General features: G+C 72.0%; 14 protein-coding genes. 6 read left to right on the top strand and 8 right to left on the bottom strand.

All coding sequences use genetic code 11. The features are described from left to right. Nucleotides 1–194 precede the first annotated feature (194 nt). Nucleotides 195–1256 (bottom strand): phosphatase PAP2 family protein, encoded by a 1062-nt coding sequence (locus HCC61_RS28055; RefSeq protein WP_169140235.1) that lies wholly within the window; start codon nt 1254–1256, stop codon nt 195–197. 613 nt (nt 1257–1869) lie between these two features. On the opposite strand from HCC61_RS28055, the gene HCC61_RS28060 reads away from it, so the two are divergent. Continuing rightward, nucleotides 1870–3918: an MFS transporter gene (locus HCC61_RS28060; RefSeq protein ID WP_206323115.1), complete on the top strand. Its 2049-nt coding sequence runs from the start codon at nt 1870–1872 to the stop codon at nt 3916–3918. A gap of 418 nt (nt 3919–4336) precedes the next feature. On the opposite strand, the gene sepF is transcribed toward HCC61_RS28060, so the two are convergent. Then, nucleotides 4337–4783 (bottom strand): cell division protein SepF, encoded by a 447-nt coding sequence (gene sepF, locus HCC61_RS28065; protein ID WP_169140237.1) that lies wholly within the window; start codon nt 4781–4783, stop codon nt 4337–4339. 882 nt (nt 4784–5665) lie between these two features. Between sepF and HCC61_RS28070 the strand changes: the two genes are divergently transcribed. After that, on the top strand, nt 5666–6730 hold the full coding sequence (locus HCC61_RS28070) for a S1 family peptidase (protein ID WP_206323116.1): 1065 nt from the start codon (nt 5666–5668) through the stop codon (nt 6728–6730). 197 nt (nt 6731–6927) lie between these two features. Here the strand turns inward: HCC61_RS28070 and HCC61_RS28075 are convergent, their stop codons facing one another. Beyond that, nucleotides 6928–7950 (bottom strand): aspartate-semialdehyde dehydrogenase, encoded by a 1023-nt coding sequence (locus HCC61_RS28075; protein ID WP_169140248.1) that lies wholly within the window; start codon nt 7948–7950, stop codon nt 6928–6930. Nucleotides 7951–8341: 391 nt separating this feature from the next. On the opposite strand from HCC61_RS28075, the gene dnaE reads away from it, so the two are divergent. Both dnaE and HCC61_RS28085 read left to right on the top strand, forming a co-directional pair. Beyond that, a complete protein-coding gene (gene dnaE, locus HCC61_RS28080; protein ID WP_169140250.1) occupies nt 8342–12121 on the top strand; it encodes a DNA polymerase III subunit alpha in 3780 nt (1259 codons plus the stop codon). Beyond that, a complete protein-coding gene (locus HCC61_RS28085; RefSeq protein WP_169140252.1) occupies nt 12118–13209 on the top strand; it encodes a hypothetical protein in 1092 nt (363 codons plus the stop codon). The genes dnaE and HCC61_RS28085 overlap by 4 nt, the downstream gene beginning before the upstream one ends. A 76-nt stretch (nt 13210–13285) precedes the next feature. On the opposite strand, the gene HCC61_RS28090 is transcribed toward HCC61_RS28085, so the two are convergent. Next, on the bottom strand, nt 13286–13744 hold the full coding sequence (locus HCC61_RS28090; protein ID WP_169140254.1) for a PPOX class F420-dependent oxidoreductase: 459 nt from the start codon (nt 13742–13744) through the stop codon (nt 13286–13288). 105 nt (nt 13745–13849) lie between these two features. Beyond that, entirely contained in the window at nt 13850–14692 is an 843-nt protein-coding gene (locus HCC61_RS28095; protein ID WP_169140256.1) for an RNA methyltransferase, read from the bottom strand. 308 nt (nt 14693–15000) lie between these two features. Between HCC61_RS28095 and HCC61_RS28100 the strand changes: the two genes are divergently transcribed. Beyond that, a complete protein-coding gene (locus tag HCC61_RS28100; protein ID WP_346777422.1) occupies nt 15001–15987 on the top strand; it encodes an alpha/beta fold hydrolase in 987 nt (328 codons plus the stop codon). A gap of 111 nt (nt 15988–16098) precedes the next feature. Here HCC61_RS28100 and HCC61_RS28105 read toward each other — a convergent pair whose 3' ends face one another. The 3 genes from HCC61_RS28105 to HCC61_RS28115 form a co-directional block, all read right to left on the bottom strand. Beyond that, complete coding sequence (locus HCC61_RS28105) at nt 16099–16239, bottom strand: hypothetical protein (protein ID WP_169140171.1); 141 nt, start codon at nt 16237–16239, stop codon at nt 16099–16101. Between the two features lie 6 nt (nt 16240–16245). Continuing rightward, a complete protein-coding gene (locus HCC61_RS28110) occupies nt 16246–16449 on the bottom strand; it encodes a hypothetical protein (protein WP_346777423.1) in 204 nt (67 codons plus the stop codon). Between the two features lie 74 nt (nt 16450–16523). Next, nucleotides 16524–17519: a lytic polysaccharide monooxygenase gene (locus HCC61_RS28115; RefSeq protein WP_169140260.1), complete on the bottom strand. Its 996-nt coding sequence runs from the start codon at nt 17517–17519 to the stop codon at nt 16524–16526. Between the two features lie 332 nt (nt 17520–17851). On the opposite strand from HCC61_RS28115, the gene HCC61_RS28120 reads away from it, so the two are divergent. Beyond that, nucleotides 17852–18529, top strand: a complete 678-nt coding sequence (locus HCC61_RS28120; RefSeq protein ID WP_240969360.1) for a hypothetical protein — start codon at nt 17852–17854, stop codon at nt 18527–18529. Nucleotides 18530–18612 lie beyond the last annotated feature (83 nt).

Genomic DNA, 18612 nt, shown 5'->3' on the forward strand with positions numbered 1-18612 from the left:
CAGGCCGCACGGCGGCGCAAAGCGAGCGGCCCCGGTGCCCGCCTTCAGGGGCACCGGGGCCGCTCCGCGTCCGGCTCGCGGCTGCTCATCCGCCCGGTCGTGCCGGTCGTGCGTCCTGCCGGTCGATCCGGTCGATCCGGTCGATCCGGTCGTGCCGCTCGGGCCCGCCGTGACGGCCGGAGGCTCCCGCCCGGCTAGTTGCTGCGCGGTACGGGATATGCCGTACGCGGCTGTGAGCGGTCCGAGTAGGGACGGCGCGGGCCGACGGGCGGCTGAGGGCTGACCGGCGCCCGTTCCGCACGCAGCGGGTGCTGGCGCACGGGCGGGTGGTGGAGCCTGGCGGCGCCTATGCCCGTACCCGAGGACGAGGCGGCGCGGCCGCCGATGACGGCGGTCTCGCCGTGCTGGGCCTCGTCCTGTGCCGTGGCCATCTCCTCGGCCGCGAGGCCCCGACGCGACGGCACCAGCGACCCCCGGGTGACGGGGGAGAGCGGCGAGGGCACGAGGCGGCGGCCCGGAGTCGGGCTGCGTCGGCGGTCCCTCCATGCCTGGATACGGTCCTCGGCCCAGGCGATGGCGGGCTCGCCCCACGGCAGCCCGAGCAGGATCAGCAGGCCGGCCGCCCAGCCGAGCAGCACGTCGCTGACCCAGTGCGTACCGAGATAGACGGTGGTCGCGCCGACGCCGAGGGCGAAGTTCGCGGCGACCACCGACAGCACCCTGCGGGCCCGCGGCGTGGTGGCCAGATACGCCAGAATCCCCCAGGTCACAACGGCGTTGGCCGTGTGACCCGAGGGGAATATGTCTCCGCCGGCGAAGAGTTCGGCGGATCCGACGGTGGTGGCGTAGTGCGGCCCGAGTCTTCCCAGGCCGATTTTCACGGCGCCGACGGTGGCGTTGAGGGCGAGCAGCGCGCCGCCGAGCACCAGGAGCGGGCGCAGCGTGCGCTGCCGCCAGGAGCGCCAGCCCAGCCAGGCCGCGACGAGCACGGCCGTGGGGCCACGTTGACCCAGCACCACGAAGTAGTCGAGGAACTCGTGCACTTGCGGCCACTGCTTGTAGGGCCGGAAGAGCATCACCTGCCAGTCGAGCCGCACCAGATCTGCCCGGACCAGGACGGCGATGACAATCACCGCATAGAGCACCGAAGTAACGCCGAACAACAGCTTGCGTGTTCGGCTCATCCGCGGGACATCGCGGTTGCTCGGTCGCTCGGGCTCCTGTTCCAGCCGGGCGAGTAGTCGGTCGGTACGCACCCAGTCGACGTTACAACGGCTCTGTGAGGTAACCGCACACGTGACGGGCGTTCGTGATGACGATGTGATGTGGAGTGTGTCTCACCCGGCCTTTGTGACGGTGAATTCCCGCAGCTTATCCGGGGTTTAGACACCGCATTCCGGATGGCGTGCCGCGCGGTGTCGTGCGGATCGCCGAGCAATTTCTGTTCACCGCCGGTCGGTGCGGAATTCGTTTCCTCTTTTCCCGGCGGATTCGCCTGCCGTGCCCGGGAGTTGAGCGGGAGCTGACGGCGGCTCCGTTGCTCCCCGGTCGTCCGGCGCGGCTCGGCCCACACCGTAACCGTCTCCACCGGGGCTCGTCGGTGCGTGCCCGGTCCGCCCCCCGGGGGCCGTCGTACGGCGGGCGCTCGCGCCACCGCTGGGGCGCGTGAGGCGGGTGCGGCGACGGTGCAGGCCGGAGCCCGGGTGAGATGCGCCACGCGGTCGCCTGGCAGACTCGCGTACCCTGACGGCCACTCGTCCTTCTTTCCGGGCCGCTCCGCGTTCCGCCCCGCTCACGGGAGAGCGCCTGCGAGCGGCCCCGGAGATCCCCCCACGTACCGAAGGAGCGAGCGCGAGAGGAGGTGCGCAGATGCCCGGGACGCCCACGCCCGCGGCCGGAGAGGCGGCGGACGTTCCCGCGCACGGGGCCGCACGGACCGCCTCCGCAGCGGTGCCCCGCGCCGGCCGGTGGACCGTCCTCGTCGTCCTCTGCGCGAGCCTTCTGCTGGTCGCCATCGACGCCACCGTGCTGCACGTGGCGGTGCCGGCCGTCTCCGAGCAGCTGCGGCCCGGCTCCGTGCAGCTGCTGTGGATCGTGGACGCCTACCCGCTGGTCTGCGCGTCCCTGCTGATCCTCTTCGGCACGCTGGGCGACCGCGTCGGACGGCGCAGGGTGCTGCTCTTCGGCTACGCCTTCTTCGCGGCCGCCTCGGCCCTGGCCGCCTACTCACAGACACCGGGCATGCTCATAGGGGCGCGTGCCCTGCTGGGCGTCGGCGGCGCGATGATCATGCCCGCGACGCTCTCGATCCTCCGGCACGTCTTCCCCGACCGCCGTGAGCGCGCCCTGGCGATCGGCATCTGGAGCGCCGTCGCCGCCGTCGGCGCCGCGGTCGGCCCGCTCGTCGGCGGGCTGCTGCTCGAGCACTTCTGGTGGGGTTCGGTCTTCCTCGTCAACCTGCCGCTGATGGCCGCCGGGCTCCTCGTGGGGCGCTGGCTGCTGCCCGAGTCGACCGGTTCCCGCGAAGGCCCGTGGGACGTGCTCGGCGCGCTCGTGGGCGCGGGCGGCCTCTTCGGCGTCATCCTCGGCGTCAAGCACGCCGGCGGGGGCGAACCGCTCTCCCCGGGCACGGTCGTGCCGCTGCTGACCGGAGCGGTGCTGCTCGGGGTGTTCGTACGCAGGCAGCGGCGCCGCAGGTATCCGCTCATCGACGTCCGCACGGTCGCGCGCCGCGCCTTCGGTACGTCCGTGGGCTGCATCGTGCTCACGGTGCTGGCCCTCGTGGGTCTCGCGCTGATCGCCGCGCAGTACCTCCAACTGGTGCTGGGCCTCTCGCCGTTGCAGACCGGCCTGCGGCTGCTGCCGCTCTCGCTCGCGGCGATCGCCGCCGGGCTCGCGGGCTCCCGGCTGCTGGGGCTGCTGGGACCGCGGCGCATGGTCGTACTCGGCTTCCTGCTCACCATCGCCGCCGTGCTCTGCCTGACGGGGCTCGGCCAGGAGGACCGGCCCGGGCTGCTCGTCGGCGGGTTCGTGCTCCTCGGCTTCGGACTGGAGACCACGCTCTTCGGCTGTTACGAGTCGATGCTCAACGAGGCGCCTCCGTCCCGTTCTGGCGGCGCCGCCGCGATCGGCGAGACGGCGTACCAGCTGGGAGCCGGCATGGGCATCGCGGTGCTCGGCAGCGTGATGAACGCGGCGTACGCGCCCGGCGTGCGCGGTGTGCGGGGGGTCTCGGCCGCGGCGAGCGTCGACGCGAGCCACTCACTGGGCGAGGCGTACGGAACCGCCCGGCGGCTCGGCGGCTCGGCCGGGGACGCGCTCCGCTCGGCGGCGCGCGAGGCGTTCCTGCACGGAATGCACGTCACGCTGATCGCCAGCGCCGTGCTGCTGCTGTTCGGCGCGCTGGCCGCGCTGAGGCTGCCGCGCACGATGGAGAACGGGAGCTGCGCCGACGAGGCCGAACAGGGCGCCCGTGCCGCCGAGCCGGAGGCCGCCGAGCCGGAAGCCGTCAAGTCGGAAGCCGCCGAGTCGGAAGAGGCCACCGCGGACGGCACGGGCGAGGACCGCGAGAGCGGCCGGAACGGCGGCCTGGATGCGGAACCTTCCGGCGTCCAGGGCACCGACGAGCGGCGCGCTCCGGTGCCCGCGTCCGCGCACGGACGGCTCCCGCGCCAGGCCGACCGCAGCCAGGAGCGGCCCGTGACGGCCTCTCCGGCGGCTTCCGCAGAGTCCGGGAACAGCGACGGCAGCGGCCACGCCAACGGAGACGGCCACGCGAACGGCGACGGCCGCCCGAAGGCGAAGGGAGACGGCCGCGGCGGTGGCCGGCGAGAGGGCGACGGACGCGGTCACGGGACCGGCCGTGAGGCGGGGCGCGGCGGCAGCGGCCTCCTGCCGAGCGGCACCACCCGGCCCTGACGAAGGTCCGCAACCCGCAACCCGCAACCCGCAACCCGCAACCCGCAACCCGCAACCCGCAACCCGCAACCCGCAACCCGCAACCCGCAACCCGCAACCCGCAACCCGTGATCGGCGTGACCGCCGGGGGTGATGATCGCCGGGCTGTGATCGCATCGCCGGTCCGTGATCGCGGGGGCGGCGGGTCACTCGGGCAGCCGGAAGTCCGAAGCCCTCGTCCGCGGTAGGCGGTCGCCGGTCGGTAATTTCACAATTGCCAGCGGATCCAGGGCACTTGGGCGTGACGCCGTACGCGCCCGGCCGTCCGGCACGCGGCGCCGCCGCAGCGCGCATGCCCGGCCCTGCCGCCCACCGGCGCCGAAATCCCGGGGGAGAGGGGCGACTTCGCCGGAGGGGCGACTTCGCCGTCCGGCACCGGTCAGCTCTGGTTGAAGAAGCCGCCCTCCGAGGCGCGGCGGTTCTCATTGCCGACGATCTTGTAGTCGTCCGGCGTCAGCAGGAACACGCGTGTGGCGACCCGTTCGATCGATCCCCGCAGCCCGAAGGTGAGTCCTGCCGCGAAGTCCACGACGCGCTTGGCGTCCGCGGACTCCATCATCGTGAGGTTGATGATGACGGGCACGCCGTCCCGGAACAGCTCACCGATGCCGCGTGCGTCGCGGAAGCCGTCGGGCGTGACCGTCGCGATGCGGGTGCCCTGGTCCTGAGCGGCCTCGGCCGTCACCCGGATCCGCGGGTCAGTGACCCAGGGCTCCTGGGCGGCGTCGCCGGGCTCCGGCCCTTCGGCGTAGTCGTCGTCGTAGTAACGCATTTCGCTGTCGTCGACGAGGCCCAGCCAGGCACTCGCCTTGCGCACCGATCCCATGGACGCCTCCTCTCCTCTGCGCGGTCGTCCGCAGTCATGTCGAGCAGCTCCCCCCCCGGGAGTCCGCATCTCTATGGTCGTCCATGATGCGGATGTTGCGCCAAGTGGATACATGCTCAGAACCGGTTTCGTGACGGTACTGGTGCAGAACATATGGCGCCGGGTCAAGGAACTTGTGGGGCATTCGTGGTGACGGTGTGCAGGTTGTGCACCTCCTGCCGGGTGCCGGCCGGGAGGCGGACGGGTGCGGGTCGCCCCGCGGACCATGGTGTCCTGCCGTCCTTGTGATGCCGCCGTGCGACGCGTGCGAAACACTGTGCGAGGGGTCAACAGGGAGGCGGAGAAGGGGTGTTCGGGTTCTCCGTCGGGCACTGTGGCCCGTGTTCCCGTCCATGTCGCCCACGTTCGCGGCCGGTTGGGGCGTTCGGGAGAACTGTCGCGGCGGCCCCGCCCCGTATCGCGGAAAAGCGCTACGGCGGACGGAGAGAACGCCGGACCCCTTGTCCCGCATGACGTTTCCCCGGTCACCGCTTGAAGAATGGGACGAAATCCCGCGGATAGAACAGGAATCGCCGGACAGAAGCGGACAAGTGCGCTTGTTGCGGCAGTTGACGCCATGATCTTCCGTTGTCCTCCCTTGCGCTCAAACAAGGGATCGACGTTGTGAGTTGTGATGTGTACGGTCGACCTGCAACGGGCCCGACTTTCACAGGGTGACGCCGACTCGGCCTTGTGCGGAAACAGTCGTTCTCGTAATACTCATGGGTACGAGTTGGCATGGACGCGACTCCTTCGCGGAAGGGAGGACGTGTCCGTACTTCCTCCGGGGCCTCCCCCAAAAAAGCAGGGCGGCCTCAACCCCCCACTGGAGGTTCAGAGTTCATGAAGATATCGAAGCGCCAGATGGTCATCGCGGGCGCGGGTGTCGCAGCGCTCGTCGCCGGATCGCTGACCCTGTCGACGGCCAATGCCGCCGAGGACAGCGCGCCGAGCCTCAAGACGCTCTCCACCGTGTCTGCTTCGAAGCTCGCCACGAAGCTCACCTCGGACATCAAGGGCGACGCGGGCTCGTACTACGACGCGAAGGCCAAGAAGCTCGTCGTCAACGTCACGGACCAGGACGCCAAGGAGAAGGTCGAGTCGGCCGGCGCCGAGGCCAAGATCGTCCAGCACACGATGGCCCAGCTCAACTCGGTCAAGGACGCCTTCACCAAGAAGGAGATCCCGGGCACCGCGCGCTCTGTGGACGTCAAGACCAACAAGGTCGTCGTCACCGCGGACAAGACGGTCAAGGGCGCGAAGCTGGCCGAGCTGAAGAAGTCGGCCAAGGCCGAGGGCAGCAAGGTCGAACTGAAGCGCAGCGCGGGCAAGTTCACCACCAAGATCGCCGGTGGCGACGCCATCTGGGGTGACGGCGGCCGTTGCTCGCTCGGCTTCAACGTCACGCTCGACGGCAAGCCGGCCTTCCTCACGGCGGGCCACTGCACGACGGCCATCGCCAGCTGGTCGGACAGCGAGGGTGGCGAGCCGATCGCCGAGAGCGGTGACGGCAAGTTCCCGGGCAACGACTACGGCATCGCCACCTACACCGGCGACACCGACCACCCGAGCGAGGTGGACCTGTACAACGGCAGTACCCAGAAGATCTCGGGCGCGGCCGAGGCCGAGGTCGGCCAGAAGGTCCAGCGCAGCGGCAGCACCACGCAGGTGCACGACGGCACGGTCAAGGCCGTGGACGCCTCCGTCACCTACCCCGAGGGCACCGTCGACGGCCTGATCGACACCGACGTCTGCGCCGAGCCCGGTGACAGCGGCGGTTCGCTCTTCGCCGACGACAAGGCGCTGGGCACCACTTCCGGCGGCAGCGGTGACTGCTCCTCGGGCGGCGAGACCTTCTTCCAGCCGGTTCCCGCGGCTCTGGAGGCGCTGGGCGCCGAGCTTCCCTGACGGGGCGGGCGCGTACGACGCGTCTGAGGCGCTCGGTGTGACCTCGCACTGAGCGCCGTCCGCCCAGGAGAAGGGCACTGTCAGCACATGCGGAACCCCCGGGCACAGCCCGGGGGTTCCGTCGTTCTCGTTCTCGTTCTCGTTCGCGCCCGCGCCCGCGCCCGCGCCCGAGTCCGCGTACGCGGGCGCTCGTCAGCTCACTCGGCGGCGACCAGCTCCGCGATCTGCACCGCGTTCAGCGCGGCGCCCTTGCGGAGGTTGTCGCCTGCGAGGAAGAGCGCGAGGCCGTGCTCGGCGGTCTCGTCGGCACGGATGCGGCCGACGTAGCTCGCGTCCTTGCCCGCGGCCTGAAGCGGGGTGGGGATGTCGGACAGCTCCACCCCCGGTGCGGCCGCCAGCAGTTCACGCGCGCGCTCCGGTGTGAGCGCCCGCTCGAAGCGGGCGTTGACCTGGAGGGAGTGGCCCGTGAAGACGGGCACGCGCACGCAGGTGCCCGAGACCCGCAGACCGGGAATGCCGAGGATCTTCCGGCTCTCGTTGCGCAGCTTGTGCTCCTCGTCCGTCTCGTCCAGGCCGTCGTCGACGATCGAACCGGCCATCGGCAGCACGTTGAAGGCGATCGGGCGGGCGTACTTGTCCGGCTCGGGGAAGTCCACGGCGTCGCCGTCGAAGGTCAGCCGGGTCGCGTCGCTCTCGACGGCCTTGCTCGCCTGCTCGTTCAGCTCGGCGACGCCGGCCAGGCCGCTGCCGGAGACCGCCTGGTACGTCGCGACGACCAGCCCCGTCAGCCCCGCCTCGTCGTGCAGCGGGCGCAGCACGGGCATGGCGGCCATGGTGGTGCAGTTGGGGTTGGCGATGATGCCCTTCGGGCGCTGCCGGGCCGCGTCCGGGTTCACCTCGGAGACGACGAGCGGCACTTCGGGGTCGAGCCGCCAGGCGGAGGAGTTGTCGATGACGACCGGGCCCTGTGCGGCGACCTTCTCCGCGATGGCCTTCGACGTCGAGCCCCCGGCGGAGAACAGCACGACGTCCAGCCCCGAGTAGTCGGCGGCGGACGCGTCCTCGACGGTGATCTCGCCGCCCTGCCACGGGAGGGTGCGCCCGGCGGAACGGGCGGAGGCGAACAGACGCAGCTGCTCGATGGGGAGTTTCCGCTCGGCCAGAATCTCCCGCATCACGCTGCCGACCTGGCCGGTGGCTCCGACGATCCCGATCCTCATGGGGCTCCTTATGTGCGTGTCCTGTGCGGGTGGGTCCGGGCCCTGTCCGTCCGCGGTGGGCGGACGTCCGGGCGTCGGCTCTTCTACCCTGCCCTGCCGCCGCTACGATCGGCCACTTCTTTGACATCGGTCACACGGGGTGGTTCTCCGGACGCGGAACCCCGGATGGCAGGTCTGGGCGGCCTTCGCGCGCTCCGTCCGGCCGATGTTCGCGGGCCTTTCCCGGCGCGGGTCGCGGAGGCTCCCGGCGCGGGTCGCGGCGGCCCCGTACCGCCGGTGAGCTGCGGAGAGACGACACGGACACCTGTCGAACGCGAGTTCGATAGGTGGTCTATGGTGGGGGTGTACCTGAGGACGGCCCAAGGTGCGGATGCGGCAGGAGGTGCGTGCGATGCCGGGATTCGTGCACCTGCACGTCGCCTCCGGGTTCTCCATGAGATACGGGGCCTCGCACCCCGAGACGCTCGCCGAACGCGCCGCCGAGCGCAGCATGGACGCGGTCGCCCTCACCGACAGGGACACCCTCGCCGGGGCGGTCCGCTTCGCGCGGGCGAGCGCGGGCGCCGGCGTACGTCCGGTGTACGGGGTGGACCTGGCCGTGGCGGAGCCGCCGGAGGAGAGGAGCGCGGTACGCCGCCGCCGTACCCCGGTCAGAGGCGGCGCCTTCATCGACGAGACGGCGCAGCGCGTCGTCTTCCTGGCCGGCCGGGGAGCCGTGGGGTGGGAACTGCTGTGCCGGCTGGTCACCGCGGCGCACGCCGGCGGCGGCGAGCGCCCCCGGCTGGAGTGGGAGGACCTGGCCGCGCTGGGAGGCGGGGGAGCCGCGTCGCGGTCCGCCGCGGACGGACACCGGTACGGGGACGTACGCGGAGGCGCCCACGCCCGTGGACCCGGACCCGGACTCGGACCCGGATCCGGGGACGCGCTGACCGTGCTGCTCGGTCCCGACTCCGACGTCGGCCGCGCGCTGGCCGCCGGACGCCCCGACCGCGCGGCACGACGGCTGGACGGCTGGCGGGAGATCTTCGGCACGGGCGCGCTGCGCCTGGAGGTCGCCGGGCATCTGCCGCTGCGGGAGTCCGCGCGGATGCTGGGGCTCGCGGCGGAGCAGGGGGTCAAGCCCGTACTGGCCAACGGGGTGCGCTACGCCGATCCCAGCCAGGGCCCGGTCGCGGATGTGCTGGACGCGGCACGCCGCCTCGTGCCCGTCGACCCCCGCAAGGGACTGGACGGCGGCGAGCGCTGGCTCAAGGGCCCGGAGGCCATGGCGGCGGCCGCCGAACGCATCGCCCGTGCCGCGGGCTACCGGAGCGACACCGCGAGGCGGCTGCTGGCCCTGACGGAGGAGACCGCCGAGGCCTGCCGCGTCGACCCGCAGGACGACATCGGCATCGGGCGCGTGCACTTCCCCGAGCCGTGGCTGGTCGGGGCGGGCGGCGGCAGGAGCGCGGAGCGCGTGCTGCGTTCACGGTGCGCTGCCGGGATGGTCGCACGGCGGTACGAGGGGCTGCGGGACCGCTGGGACAGGCTCGAACACGAGCTGCGGATCATCGAAGGGCTCGGTTTCTCCTCATACTTCCTCACCGTCGCGCAAGTCGTCGAGGACGCACGGGCGATGGGCGTACGGGTCACGGCGCGCGGCTCGGGAGCCGGGTCCCTCGTCAACCATCTGCTGGGCATCGCGAACGCCGACCCCCTCGAACACGGCCTGCTCATGGAGCGGTTCCTCTCACCGCGCCGCGGCGCACTGCCGGACATCGACATCGACGTGGAGTCGGCACGGCGGCTGGAGGTCTACCGCGCCGTCTTCGACCGCTTCGGCGAGGAGCGCGTCGCCGCCGTCGCCATGCCGGAGACCTACCGGGTGCGGCACGCGATCCGCGACGTGGGCGCGGCGCTGAGCATGGACCCCGCCGAGACCGACCGGCTCGCCAAGGCGTTCCCGCACATACGGGCGCGTGACGCGCGTGCCGCGCTCGACGAACTCCCCGAGCTGCGCGGCGTGGACGCCGAGCGGTACGGGCCCCGCTTCTGGGACCTGGTCGAGTCGCTGGACGCGCTGCCCCGCGGAATCGCCATGCACCCGTGCGGTGTGCTGCTCTCGGACTCCTCGCTCCGCGCCCGTACGCCCGTCGTGCCCACCAGCGGCGAGGTGCCGCTGAGCCCTCCGGGGTCGGGGAGCGCGCCCATCGCGATGTCGCAGTTCGACAAGGACGACGTGGAGGAGATGGGGCTGCTGAAGCTGGATGTGCTGGGGGTGCGCATGCAGTCGGCGATGGCGCACGCGGTCACCGAGATCGAACGGGCCGGCGGCGGGCGCATCGTGCTGGACGAGGTGCCGCAGGACGACCCGGAGACGTACGCGCTGATCCGTTCCGCGGAGACGCTCGGCTGCTTCCAGATCGAGTCGCCGGGACAGCGCGACCTGGTGGGGCGGCTTCAGCCGGAGAGCTTCCACCATCTCGTCGTCGACATCTCGCTGTTCCGGCCGGGGCCGGTCGTCGCCGACATGGTGCGGCCGTTCATCGAGGCGCGGCACGGGCGGCGGCCCGCGGCGTATCCGCATCCGGACCTGGAGCCGGCGCTGCGGGAGACGTTCGGGGTCGTGGTCTTCCACGAGCAGATCATCGAGATCCTGTCGGTGATGACCGGATGCGACCGTGCGATGGCCGACGAGGCGCGGCGTGCGCTCTCGGACGAGGAGCGGCAGGGGAGGGTGCGGGCCTGGTTCGCGCAGGAGGCGTCCCGGCGCGGGTACGAGGCCGAAGTCGTCGGGCGCACCTGGGAGATCGTGGAGGCGTTCGGCTCGTACGGCTTCTGCAAGGCGCACGCCGTCGCCTTCGCCGTGCCGACGTATCAGTCGGCGTGGCTGAAGGCCCACCACCCTGCGGCCTTCTTCGCGGGAGTGCTGGAGCACGATCCGGGGATGTACCCGAAGCGGCTGCTGCTGGCGGACGCGCGCAGGCAGGGGGTGCCGGTGCTGCCGCTGGATGTGAACCGGTCGTCGGACTCCTATCGGATCGAACTGGTGTCTGATTCCAAGGGAGTTGAGGACGCGGAGACGACAGCGGAAGCGGGAACGGCAGCGGAAACGGCAGTGGCAGTACGTGAGTTGGAGCCGGAGCGGCAGGGGCAGGGCCCCCAGGGGCGGCATCGCTGGGGACTGCGTCTCGCCCTCTCCGAAGTGCAGGGCATCAGCGAGGCGGACGCGGAGCGCATCGCCGCAGGACGGCCCTACGACTCGCTGGCCGACCTCTGGCGGCGGGCGCGGCCGCCGCGTCCGGTCGCCGAAAAGCTCGCGTCCGTGGGGGCGTTGGACGCCTTCGCCCCCGGCGGCAACCGCCGCGACCTGCTGCTCCAGATCGCCGAACTCCATCGTCAGCAGCGCGGCGCCTCCGGTGTACGCGAGGGACAGCTGGCGCTCGGTGAGGCGGCGGCGCCCGAACCGGCCGGGCTTCCCGATCTCGACGCCGACGAGCGGCTGGGCGCGGAGCTGAGGGTTCTCGGCATGGACACCTCCCGGCACCTCATGGAGGATCACGCCGCGTTCCTGCGGGAGTTGGGCGTGCACTCCGCACGGGCGCTGCGCGACGTCCGGCACGGCGAGACGGTACTGGTCGCCGGTGCCAAGGCCGCGACCCAGACCCCGCCGATCCGTTCCGGCCGGCGCGTCATCTTCAGCACCCTCGACGACGGCACAGGGCTGGTCGACCTCGCCTTCTTCGACGATTCCCACGCCGCGTGCGCACACACCGTCTTCCACTCCTGGCTGCTGCTGGTGCGGGGAGTGGTGCAGCGCCGGGGGCCGCGCAGCCTCAGCGTGGTCGGATCGGCCGCGTGGGACCTGGCCGAACTGGCCGGACTGCGCCGCACCGGCGGCCTGGACGCGGTCGCGGCCAGGCTGGCCGAGCCCCTGGAGGAAGGGACGGAGGAAGGAACAGAGGAGGGGACGGAAGAGGGGACTGAGGAGGGGCAGGAGAGCGGGCAGGAGAGCGGGCAGGAGCATGAGCCCGGGCAGGGCGACGGGCGGGGCGCGGGCGGCCGTACCGTCGAGGTGGCGAAGGGGTACCGGATGCATCCGTGGGCGGACCTGCGTCCCGCCGGAGACTCCGCCGACTCCGCCAAGGCGCTGCGCAAGCTGTGGCACTCCAGCCCGGGGAGCGCGGGATGACCGCCGGCACCAGAACCGGCACCAGAACCGGCATCGGCGCCGGCGCCGGCACCGGCAGCGGCACGGGAACCGGAACCGGATCCGGGCCCCGCCCCGGATCCGGCCCTCGTCCCCAACTCCACGTGCTGTACGTGCACTTCGGGGAGCAGACGGAAGAGGGGTTCTCCGCGCTGCTCGGACTGCTCGCCGACTTCACCCCCGTCGTGCAGGCGCTGCCGCCCGACGCCGCGCTCGCCGATGTACGGGGCGCACTGCGCTACTTCGACCGCGACGCGGCCGGGCTGGCCCGCCTCGTCCGGCTCCGTGCGCTGGCCCTGCACGGCACCGACTGCACCGTCGGGGTCGCCGTCAATCCGCTGCTCGCGCGGATGGCGGCGCAGTGCGGGCCCCCGGGCTCGGTCCGTGCCGTACACCCGGAGGAGACCGCCGCGTTCCTCGCGGACAAGCCCGTCGCGGCGCTGCACGGCGTGGGCACGGCGACCGCCGGCACCCTGCGGACGTACGGACTGGACACCGCCGGCCGCGTCGCGGACGCCGCCCCCGCCACCTTGCAGCGCATCCTCGGCGCGAAGAGCGGACGCCTTCTACACGAGCGTGCCCGCGGCGTCGACCCGGCCTCCGTGGTCCCCGACGAGCCGGCGCGTTCGGAGAGCGCGGAGTTCCGCTTCGGCCGGGACGAACTCGACACGGGCGCACGGCGCCGTGCGCTGCTCACCCTCGCCGACGAGCTGGGCTTCCGCATGCGCGCGGGAGGGCAGGCCGCCCGCGCGCTGACCCTCACCGTCCGCTACGCCGACCGCTCCGTCACCGCACGCACCCGCAGGCTCGCCGAACCCTCCGCGCACACACCGGCGTTGACCGCCGCCGCCTACGCCCTGCACGACAGGCTCGGGCTTCAGCGGGCCCGCGTACGGGCGGTCGCCCTGCGCGCCGAGGAGCTGATGCCCGCCGAACTGGCCGCCCGGCAGCTCTCGTTGGACCCCCGTGAGGAGAAGGCGAGGCGTGCCGAGGCGGCGGCGGACCGGGCGCGGCTGCGGTTCGGCCCGTCGGCGGCGCATCCGGCGGGGCTGTTCGGCGACGCGGCGTAGCACCGGCGCCGGGCCGGGTCGGGCTGCCGGGCCGCCCGGCCGCCGGGCCGTCGGGCCCTCGTGGTCCGGCGGCCGCTCAGGCCCCGACGTCCAGCGCCGTCCCGTACAGGCGCTCCACCCTCAGCCGGAGGACCACCCGGCGTTCGTCCACCAGCTGCTCCAGGAAGGCGCGTTCGTCCGCGGGCCTCATCGATTCCGGGAGCATCGCGAGCACTTCCCTGCCGACGGCGTCACCCGGCACGCTCGTGATCTCGGAGACCTCCGCCTCGCCCTCGGCGACGGCGAAGGTCCACACGTCGGGGCCCGGCACATGCACGGAGGCACGCGGGTCGCGTCGCAGGTGCTTGACCTTCACGCGGTCCGCGGTGGTGAAGAAGCGCACGATACGGGCCTCGGGGTCCCAGCTGTGCACCATGGTGGTCAGATGCGGGTGGCCGCTGCTCTTGTTGGTGGCGAGGACGCCGAAGTGCCGGGCGCCCAGCAGCTCGGAGAGGGCTTCTTCGGACAGGGCGCGGGGCCCCGGAGGTCGGCTCATGCCGAGGGCAACCACCGGGGCATGCCGGTGATTCCGCCCGCGGCCGGGCAGAACGGGCCCCGCCGGCCGGTGCGTTGTGTGCAGCGGGGGCCGGCCGGTGCAGCCTCAGCCCCGGCGAGCGGCGAGGTGCCGCTGCCGGGAGATCTCATAGAGCACGGCGGTCGCGGCGCCCGCCGCGTTGAGCGAACTCGCCGAACCGGCCATCGGGATGCGCACCGTGCGGTCGCACAGCTCGCGCCAGGCGGCGCTCAGCCCCGTCGTCTCGTTCCCGACGAGCAGCAGTACGGGGCCGGTCAGATCGGCGTCGAAGAGGTCGGCGTCGCCGTTCTCGTCCGTGCCGACGACGGCGATCCGCCGCCCGAGCGCCCTGTGCCGCTCCAGCCACGCCACGACCTCACGCGGCGAGGGCACCCGTACCGCGGGCAGCGCGAAGAGCGAACCGGTGCTCGCCCGCACCGACTTGGGGTCGTAGACGTCGGCGGCGTGACCCGCCACGATCACGCCGTCGGCGCCGAAGGCGTCCGCGGAACGGATGACCGTGCCGATGTTCCCCGGGCCGGAGGGTCGGTCGAAGAGCACGCCGAGGAAGCCGTCGCCCGCGACGTCGATGCGGGAGAGATCGTCCTCCGGCATCTCGAGCACCGCGACGATCTCGGGCGCCGCCCCGGGTGCGGTCGCGTCCTTGCCGCCCAGCTCGGCGAGGAGCTCCGGCGCCATCGCGACCCGTTCCGCGCGTACGTCGCGCAGCAGCTCCTCCGCCCAGCGCGACAGCGGCCCGCGGGTGGAGTGGATCAACGTACGCACCGGCCAGCCGCGTTCGACGGCGACGGTGACTGGGCGGACGCCCTGGACGAGGAACTCCCCGGCGCGCTGCCGCTTGTTGCGGTTGGTCAGCAGTGAACACCACTGCTGGAAACGGGCGTTGCGGGTGGTGATCTTCAGAACCACCGGCTTCCTCCCGCTCGTGACCTCGTGCCGCCGCGGCAGCCTACACGGGATCGGGACGGTCACAGAATCTTCACAGTCACGGTTATGGCCCTTCAATGTTACCGCTGCGTTAATTGACGTGGCTTCGTCAAATGTGGCGTGCCTCACTCCGTGTAGCCCGACAGCCACCCCCACAGCCACCTCAACCCCACACCCCCACAACCACACCCCCACAACCCCCCACAGCCACACACCGGGCGACGCACCCGCACCACCCCCACGAGGCGCCACGAGAAAAAACGCCCCCTCACCCCCACGAGGAGACGGCAGTGAAACTGTCCTGGAAGCACACCCGCACCCCGGCAGTCGCCGCGGCGGCCGCGATCGTCATCACCGCCCTCCCGCTCACGGCCTCGGGCGCCTCCGCGTCGGAGGCCCCACCGTCCGAGCCCGCCTCGTCGAACTCCGCGGCCTCGGAGTCCGCGGCCTCCGCGACCGCCTCGTCAGCGGACACCAGGGCCTCCGGCCAGGCCGAGTCGGCCGGCAAGTCCGAAGCCGCCTCGTCGGAGGGCGGCTGGAACGACTACAAGTGCAAGCCCTCAGAGGAACACCCCCGTCCCGTCGTGCTCGTGCACGGAACGGGCGGCAACGCGGTGGACAACTGGCTCGGTATGGCGCCGTACTTGAAGGAGCGCGGATACTGCGTCTTCTCCCTCGACTACGGCCAGTACAAGGGCATTCCGCTGCTCCACGGCCTCGGCTCCGTCGAGGACTCGGCCGCCCAGCTCGACGAGTTCGTCGACAAGGTCCTGGAGGCCACCGGCACCGGCAAGGTCGACATCGTCGGGCACTCGCAGGGCGGCATGCTGCCCCGCTACTACATGAAGTTCCTCGGCGGCCAGGACAAGGTGAACGCCCTCGTCGGCATAGCGCCGAGCAATCACGGCACCACGCTCAACGGGCTCACCAAGCTCGTCGACCTCATACCGGGACTCGGCGACGCCGTCGACGGCCTCGCGCCCTCGCTGCTGGAGCAGGAGGAGGGCTCGGATCTGCTCAACCGCCTGAACGAGGGCGGCGACACCCTGCCCGGCGTGAAGTACACGGTGATCGCGACCAAGTACGACGAGGTCGTCACGCCCTACAAGTCGCAGTTCCTCCAGGGCCCGGACGTCAACAACGTGCTGCTTCAGGACCTGTGCCCGACCGACATCTCCGAGCACCTGGCGGCGGGCCTGTTCGACAAGCTCGTCTTCCACGAGACGGCCAACGCGCTCGACCCCGCCAACGCCGAGCCGACCACCTGCACTTCGTAGCAGGCTCGCCCACACGACGAGCAGCGCAGAAGGCGCACGAGACGGCCGTGCCGGGGCTCCGCAGCAGCGGAACCCCGGCACGGCCGTCGTAGCCGTCACTTCACAGTCGCGTCAGCTCTCGCAGAGCGTCTCCGCGTACGCAGGCGCGTAGCGCTCCTCCGGCAGTTCCAGCGCGTCCTGCCGGCGCTCCGGCGGCTCGGACGTCTTGGTCCGTCCCGGCCCGGAGGATCGCCATTCGGTGCCACGTCGCACGAACCGTCACTGCCCGACGTGGTGATCAGACCCCGGCGTGGCGATCAGACACAGCGGCGAGTGTGCAAGCCACTCCCGGTCCAGCGCGTGCGCGTGCAGCGTGCTCCGGACCTTCCGTGCTGCGTGCGGGGCGAGTTCGCCCCGCAGTTCTCGCAGCTCGGCCTCCGAAGCGACTTCCCGCGTCGCCGCCGGCGGTTCCACATGTGCCACCCTGCTTCACCTTCTCCGCAGGCCACGCAGGTCTCCTCGGCATCCTGGTCGTAACGGCAGTTCACGAACATCTGTCAGTTACCACCACGACGGCCGAGGTCCCGGCGACGAGCGGCGACGCAGACCAGCGCGGCACCGACGACGAGTACGCCCGCACCGGTCAGTGCGATGTTCGTCGTCATGGTGTCGTCGCCGCCGGTCTGGGCGAGCCGGTCGCCCTGCCCCTCGCTCTTGGTCGCGGGAGCGTTGTGGGCCGAGTGCCCGCCCTGAGCGCTGTGCTCCATGTGCATGGACTGCCCGTGCGACGGGTTGCCGTGCCCGTGGTGCTCCACGGTCGACTTGGGCGCGCCCGCGGCGATCTGCGAGTCGCTGGGCGCGTCGGGCGCCTTGCCCGCGGCCTTGGTCTGCGCGCCGGAGGCCGCGGCACCGGCCTGGCTGCCGCCGAAGTCCACGTCCGAGCAGGTGTAGAACGCCTCGGGGCTGTCGGAGCGCTGCCAGGTGCTGTAGATGAGGTGACGGCCGCTCCTCTTGGGCACGTCGGCGCTGAACTTGTACTCGCCGCCCTGGAGTTGCGGATCCTTGATCTTGGCGAACGGCTTGGACTCCAGGTCCGACCACTTCAGCGGCTTGGACGGGTCGTAGCCGGACTTGGTGATGTACAGCTCGAAGGTGCCCTTGTGCGGGGCGGTCGCCTTGTAGGAGAAGGCGTGCTTGCCCGCCTTCATCTTCGAGGCGGGCCAGTCCTTGCGCGGCAGGTCCAGGCCCTTGTACTTGGTGCGTCCGGCGCTGCACAGCTTCCCGTCCGGGATGATCTGCTTGTGCTTGCCGGCCGCGTCCGGGATGTTGACCTCGTTCCAGTCGTAGAGCGCCTGGGTGCCGCCGGCCTTGACGGCCGCCTTGCACGCGGCGGACTGCGGGTTCTCCGGCCCCTCGGCGAAACAGCCGGAGACGCGGCTGACCGGGTCCGTCATCGACCCGTGTGCTGCGGCGGGGGCCGCGCTTGCCATGCAGAGCGCGAGCGGCACTGCTCCGACGGCGGCCATGCGGGCGACGGTGCGGCGAGCGGACATCTTGGGGCTCCTGAGAAGTGGGGGGCTTACGAGCCGCCTGCCCCGCGCGCCCCGTTGGTGCCGGGCGGGCCGGGCCGGTGCGGTGGTGCACGCAGCACGCTAGCCGCGCTCAGCTGCACTTTCGACGCTCCGAGAAGCCAACTGGCCATCCTTATGGTGGAGTTAAGGCGGGGGTAAGCGGGGCCTCAGACGGGCCGTCCGTGGCGCGACGATGTGCGCCGTTCATCCGTTTTTTATGGCTTGCCAGTTGTGCCCGTGTGCGTACGACTGCGGCATGGTTTCGTGGGTCCGGTCACTTGCCACAGCGAATGCACCACAAAAGGGGGTCTACGATGCGAAACACCAGGCTGCTCGCCGTCGCCGCGCTCACCGGCGCGGGGCTGCTGACCGCCGCGTGGGCGGGCGCCGCCGGAGCCGGAAGAGCCGGAGGAGCCGGAGAGACCGCGCTCGCCTCGTCCGTGTCGTCCGAGTCGGCTGCCGCGTCCACCTCGTCCGCCGCCGGGTCCGCCACTTCGTCCGCCACCGCGTCCGCGGGCTGCGGAGCCGGCTGGGGGAGCATGCCGAAGACCGGCGAGGGGGCGGGAGGCCGGTCGCTCACCGATGTGCGTACGGGACGCCACGACTGCTACGACCGCCTGGTCCTCGACGTACGCCCGGGGGCGTCCGCGAACTCCCCGGGCTACCGGGTCCGTTACGTCGACAGGCTCCATCAGGACGGCTCGGGACGTCCGGTCGAGGTCGGCGGGGGAGCGGTGCTGGAGGTCGTCGCCGACGCACCGGCCTACGACCCCGGCACCTTCGAGCCGACGTACCCGGGCCGCGGCGGCGAGCCGCTGCCGGGCGTCGACCTCAAGGGATACAAGACCTTCCGCGACGCCCGCTTCGGCGCGAGCTACGAGGGGACGACCCAGCTGGGTCTCGGAGTCCGGGCCCGGCTGCCGTTCCGGGTGCTCGCACTGGGCGACCGGCTGGTCGTCGACGTCGCGCACACGTGGGCGGCGCCGCGCTGATCCCGCATGAGACGGGTTCCGGACCTGATCCGTATGAGACGGATCCCGGACGGCGGGCCGGAGGCGCCGTACGGCTCAATGGC

Origin of the sequence: Streptomyces sp. HNM0575, from assembly GCF_012726265.1 — a bacterium.
In the GTDB taxonomy this organism is placed as follows: Bacteria; Actinomycetota; Actinomycetes; order Streptomycetales; family Streptomycetaceae; genus Streptomyces.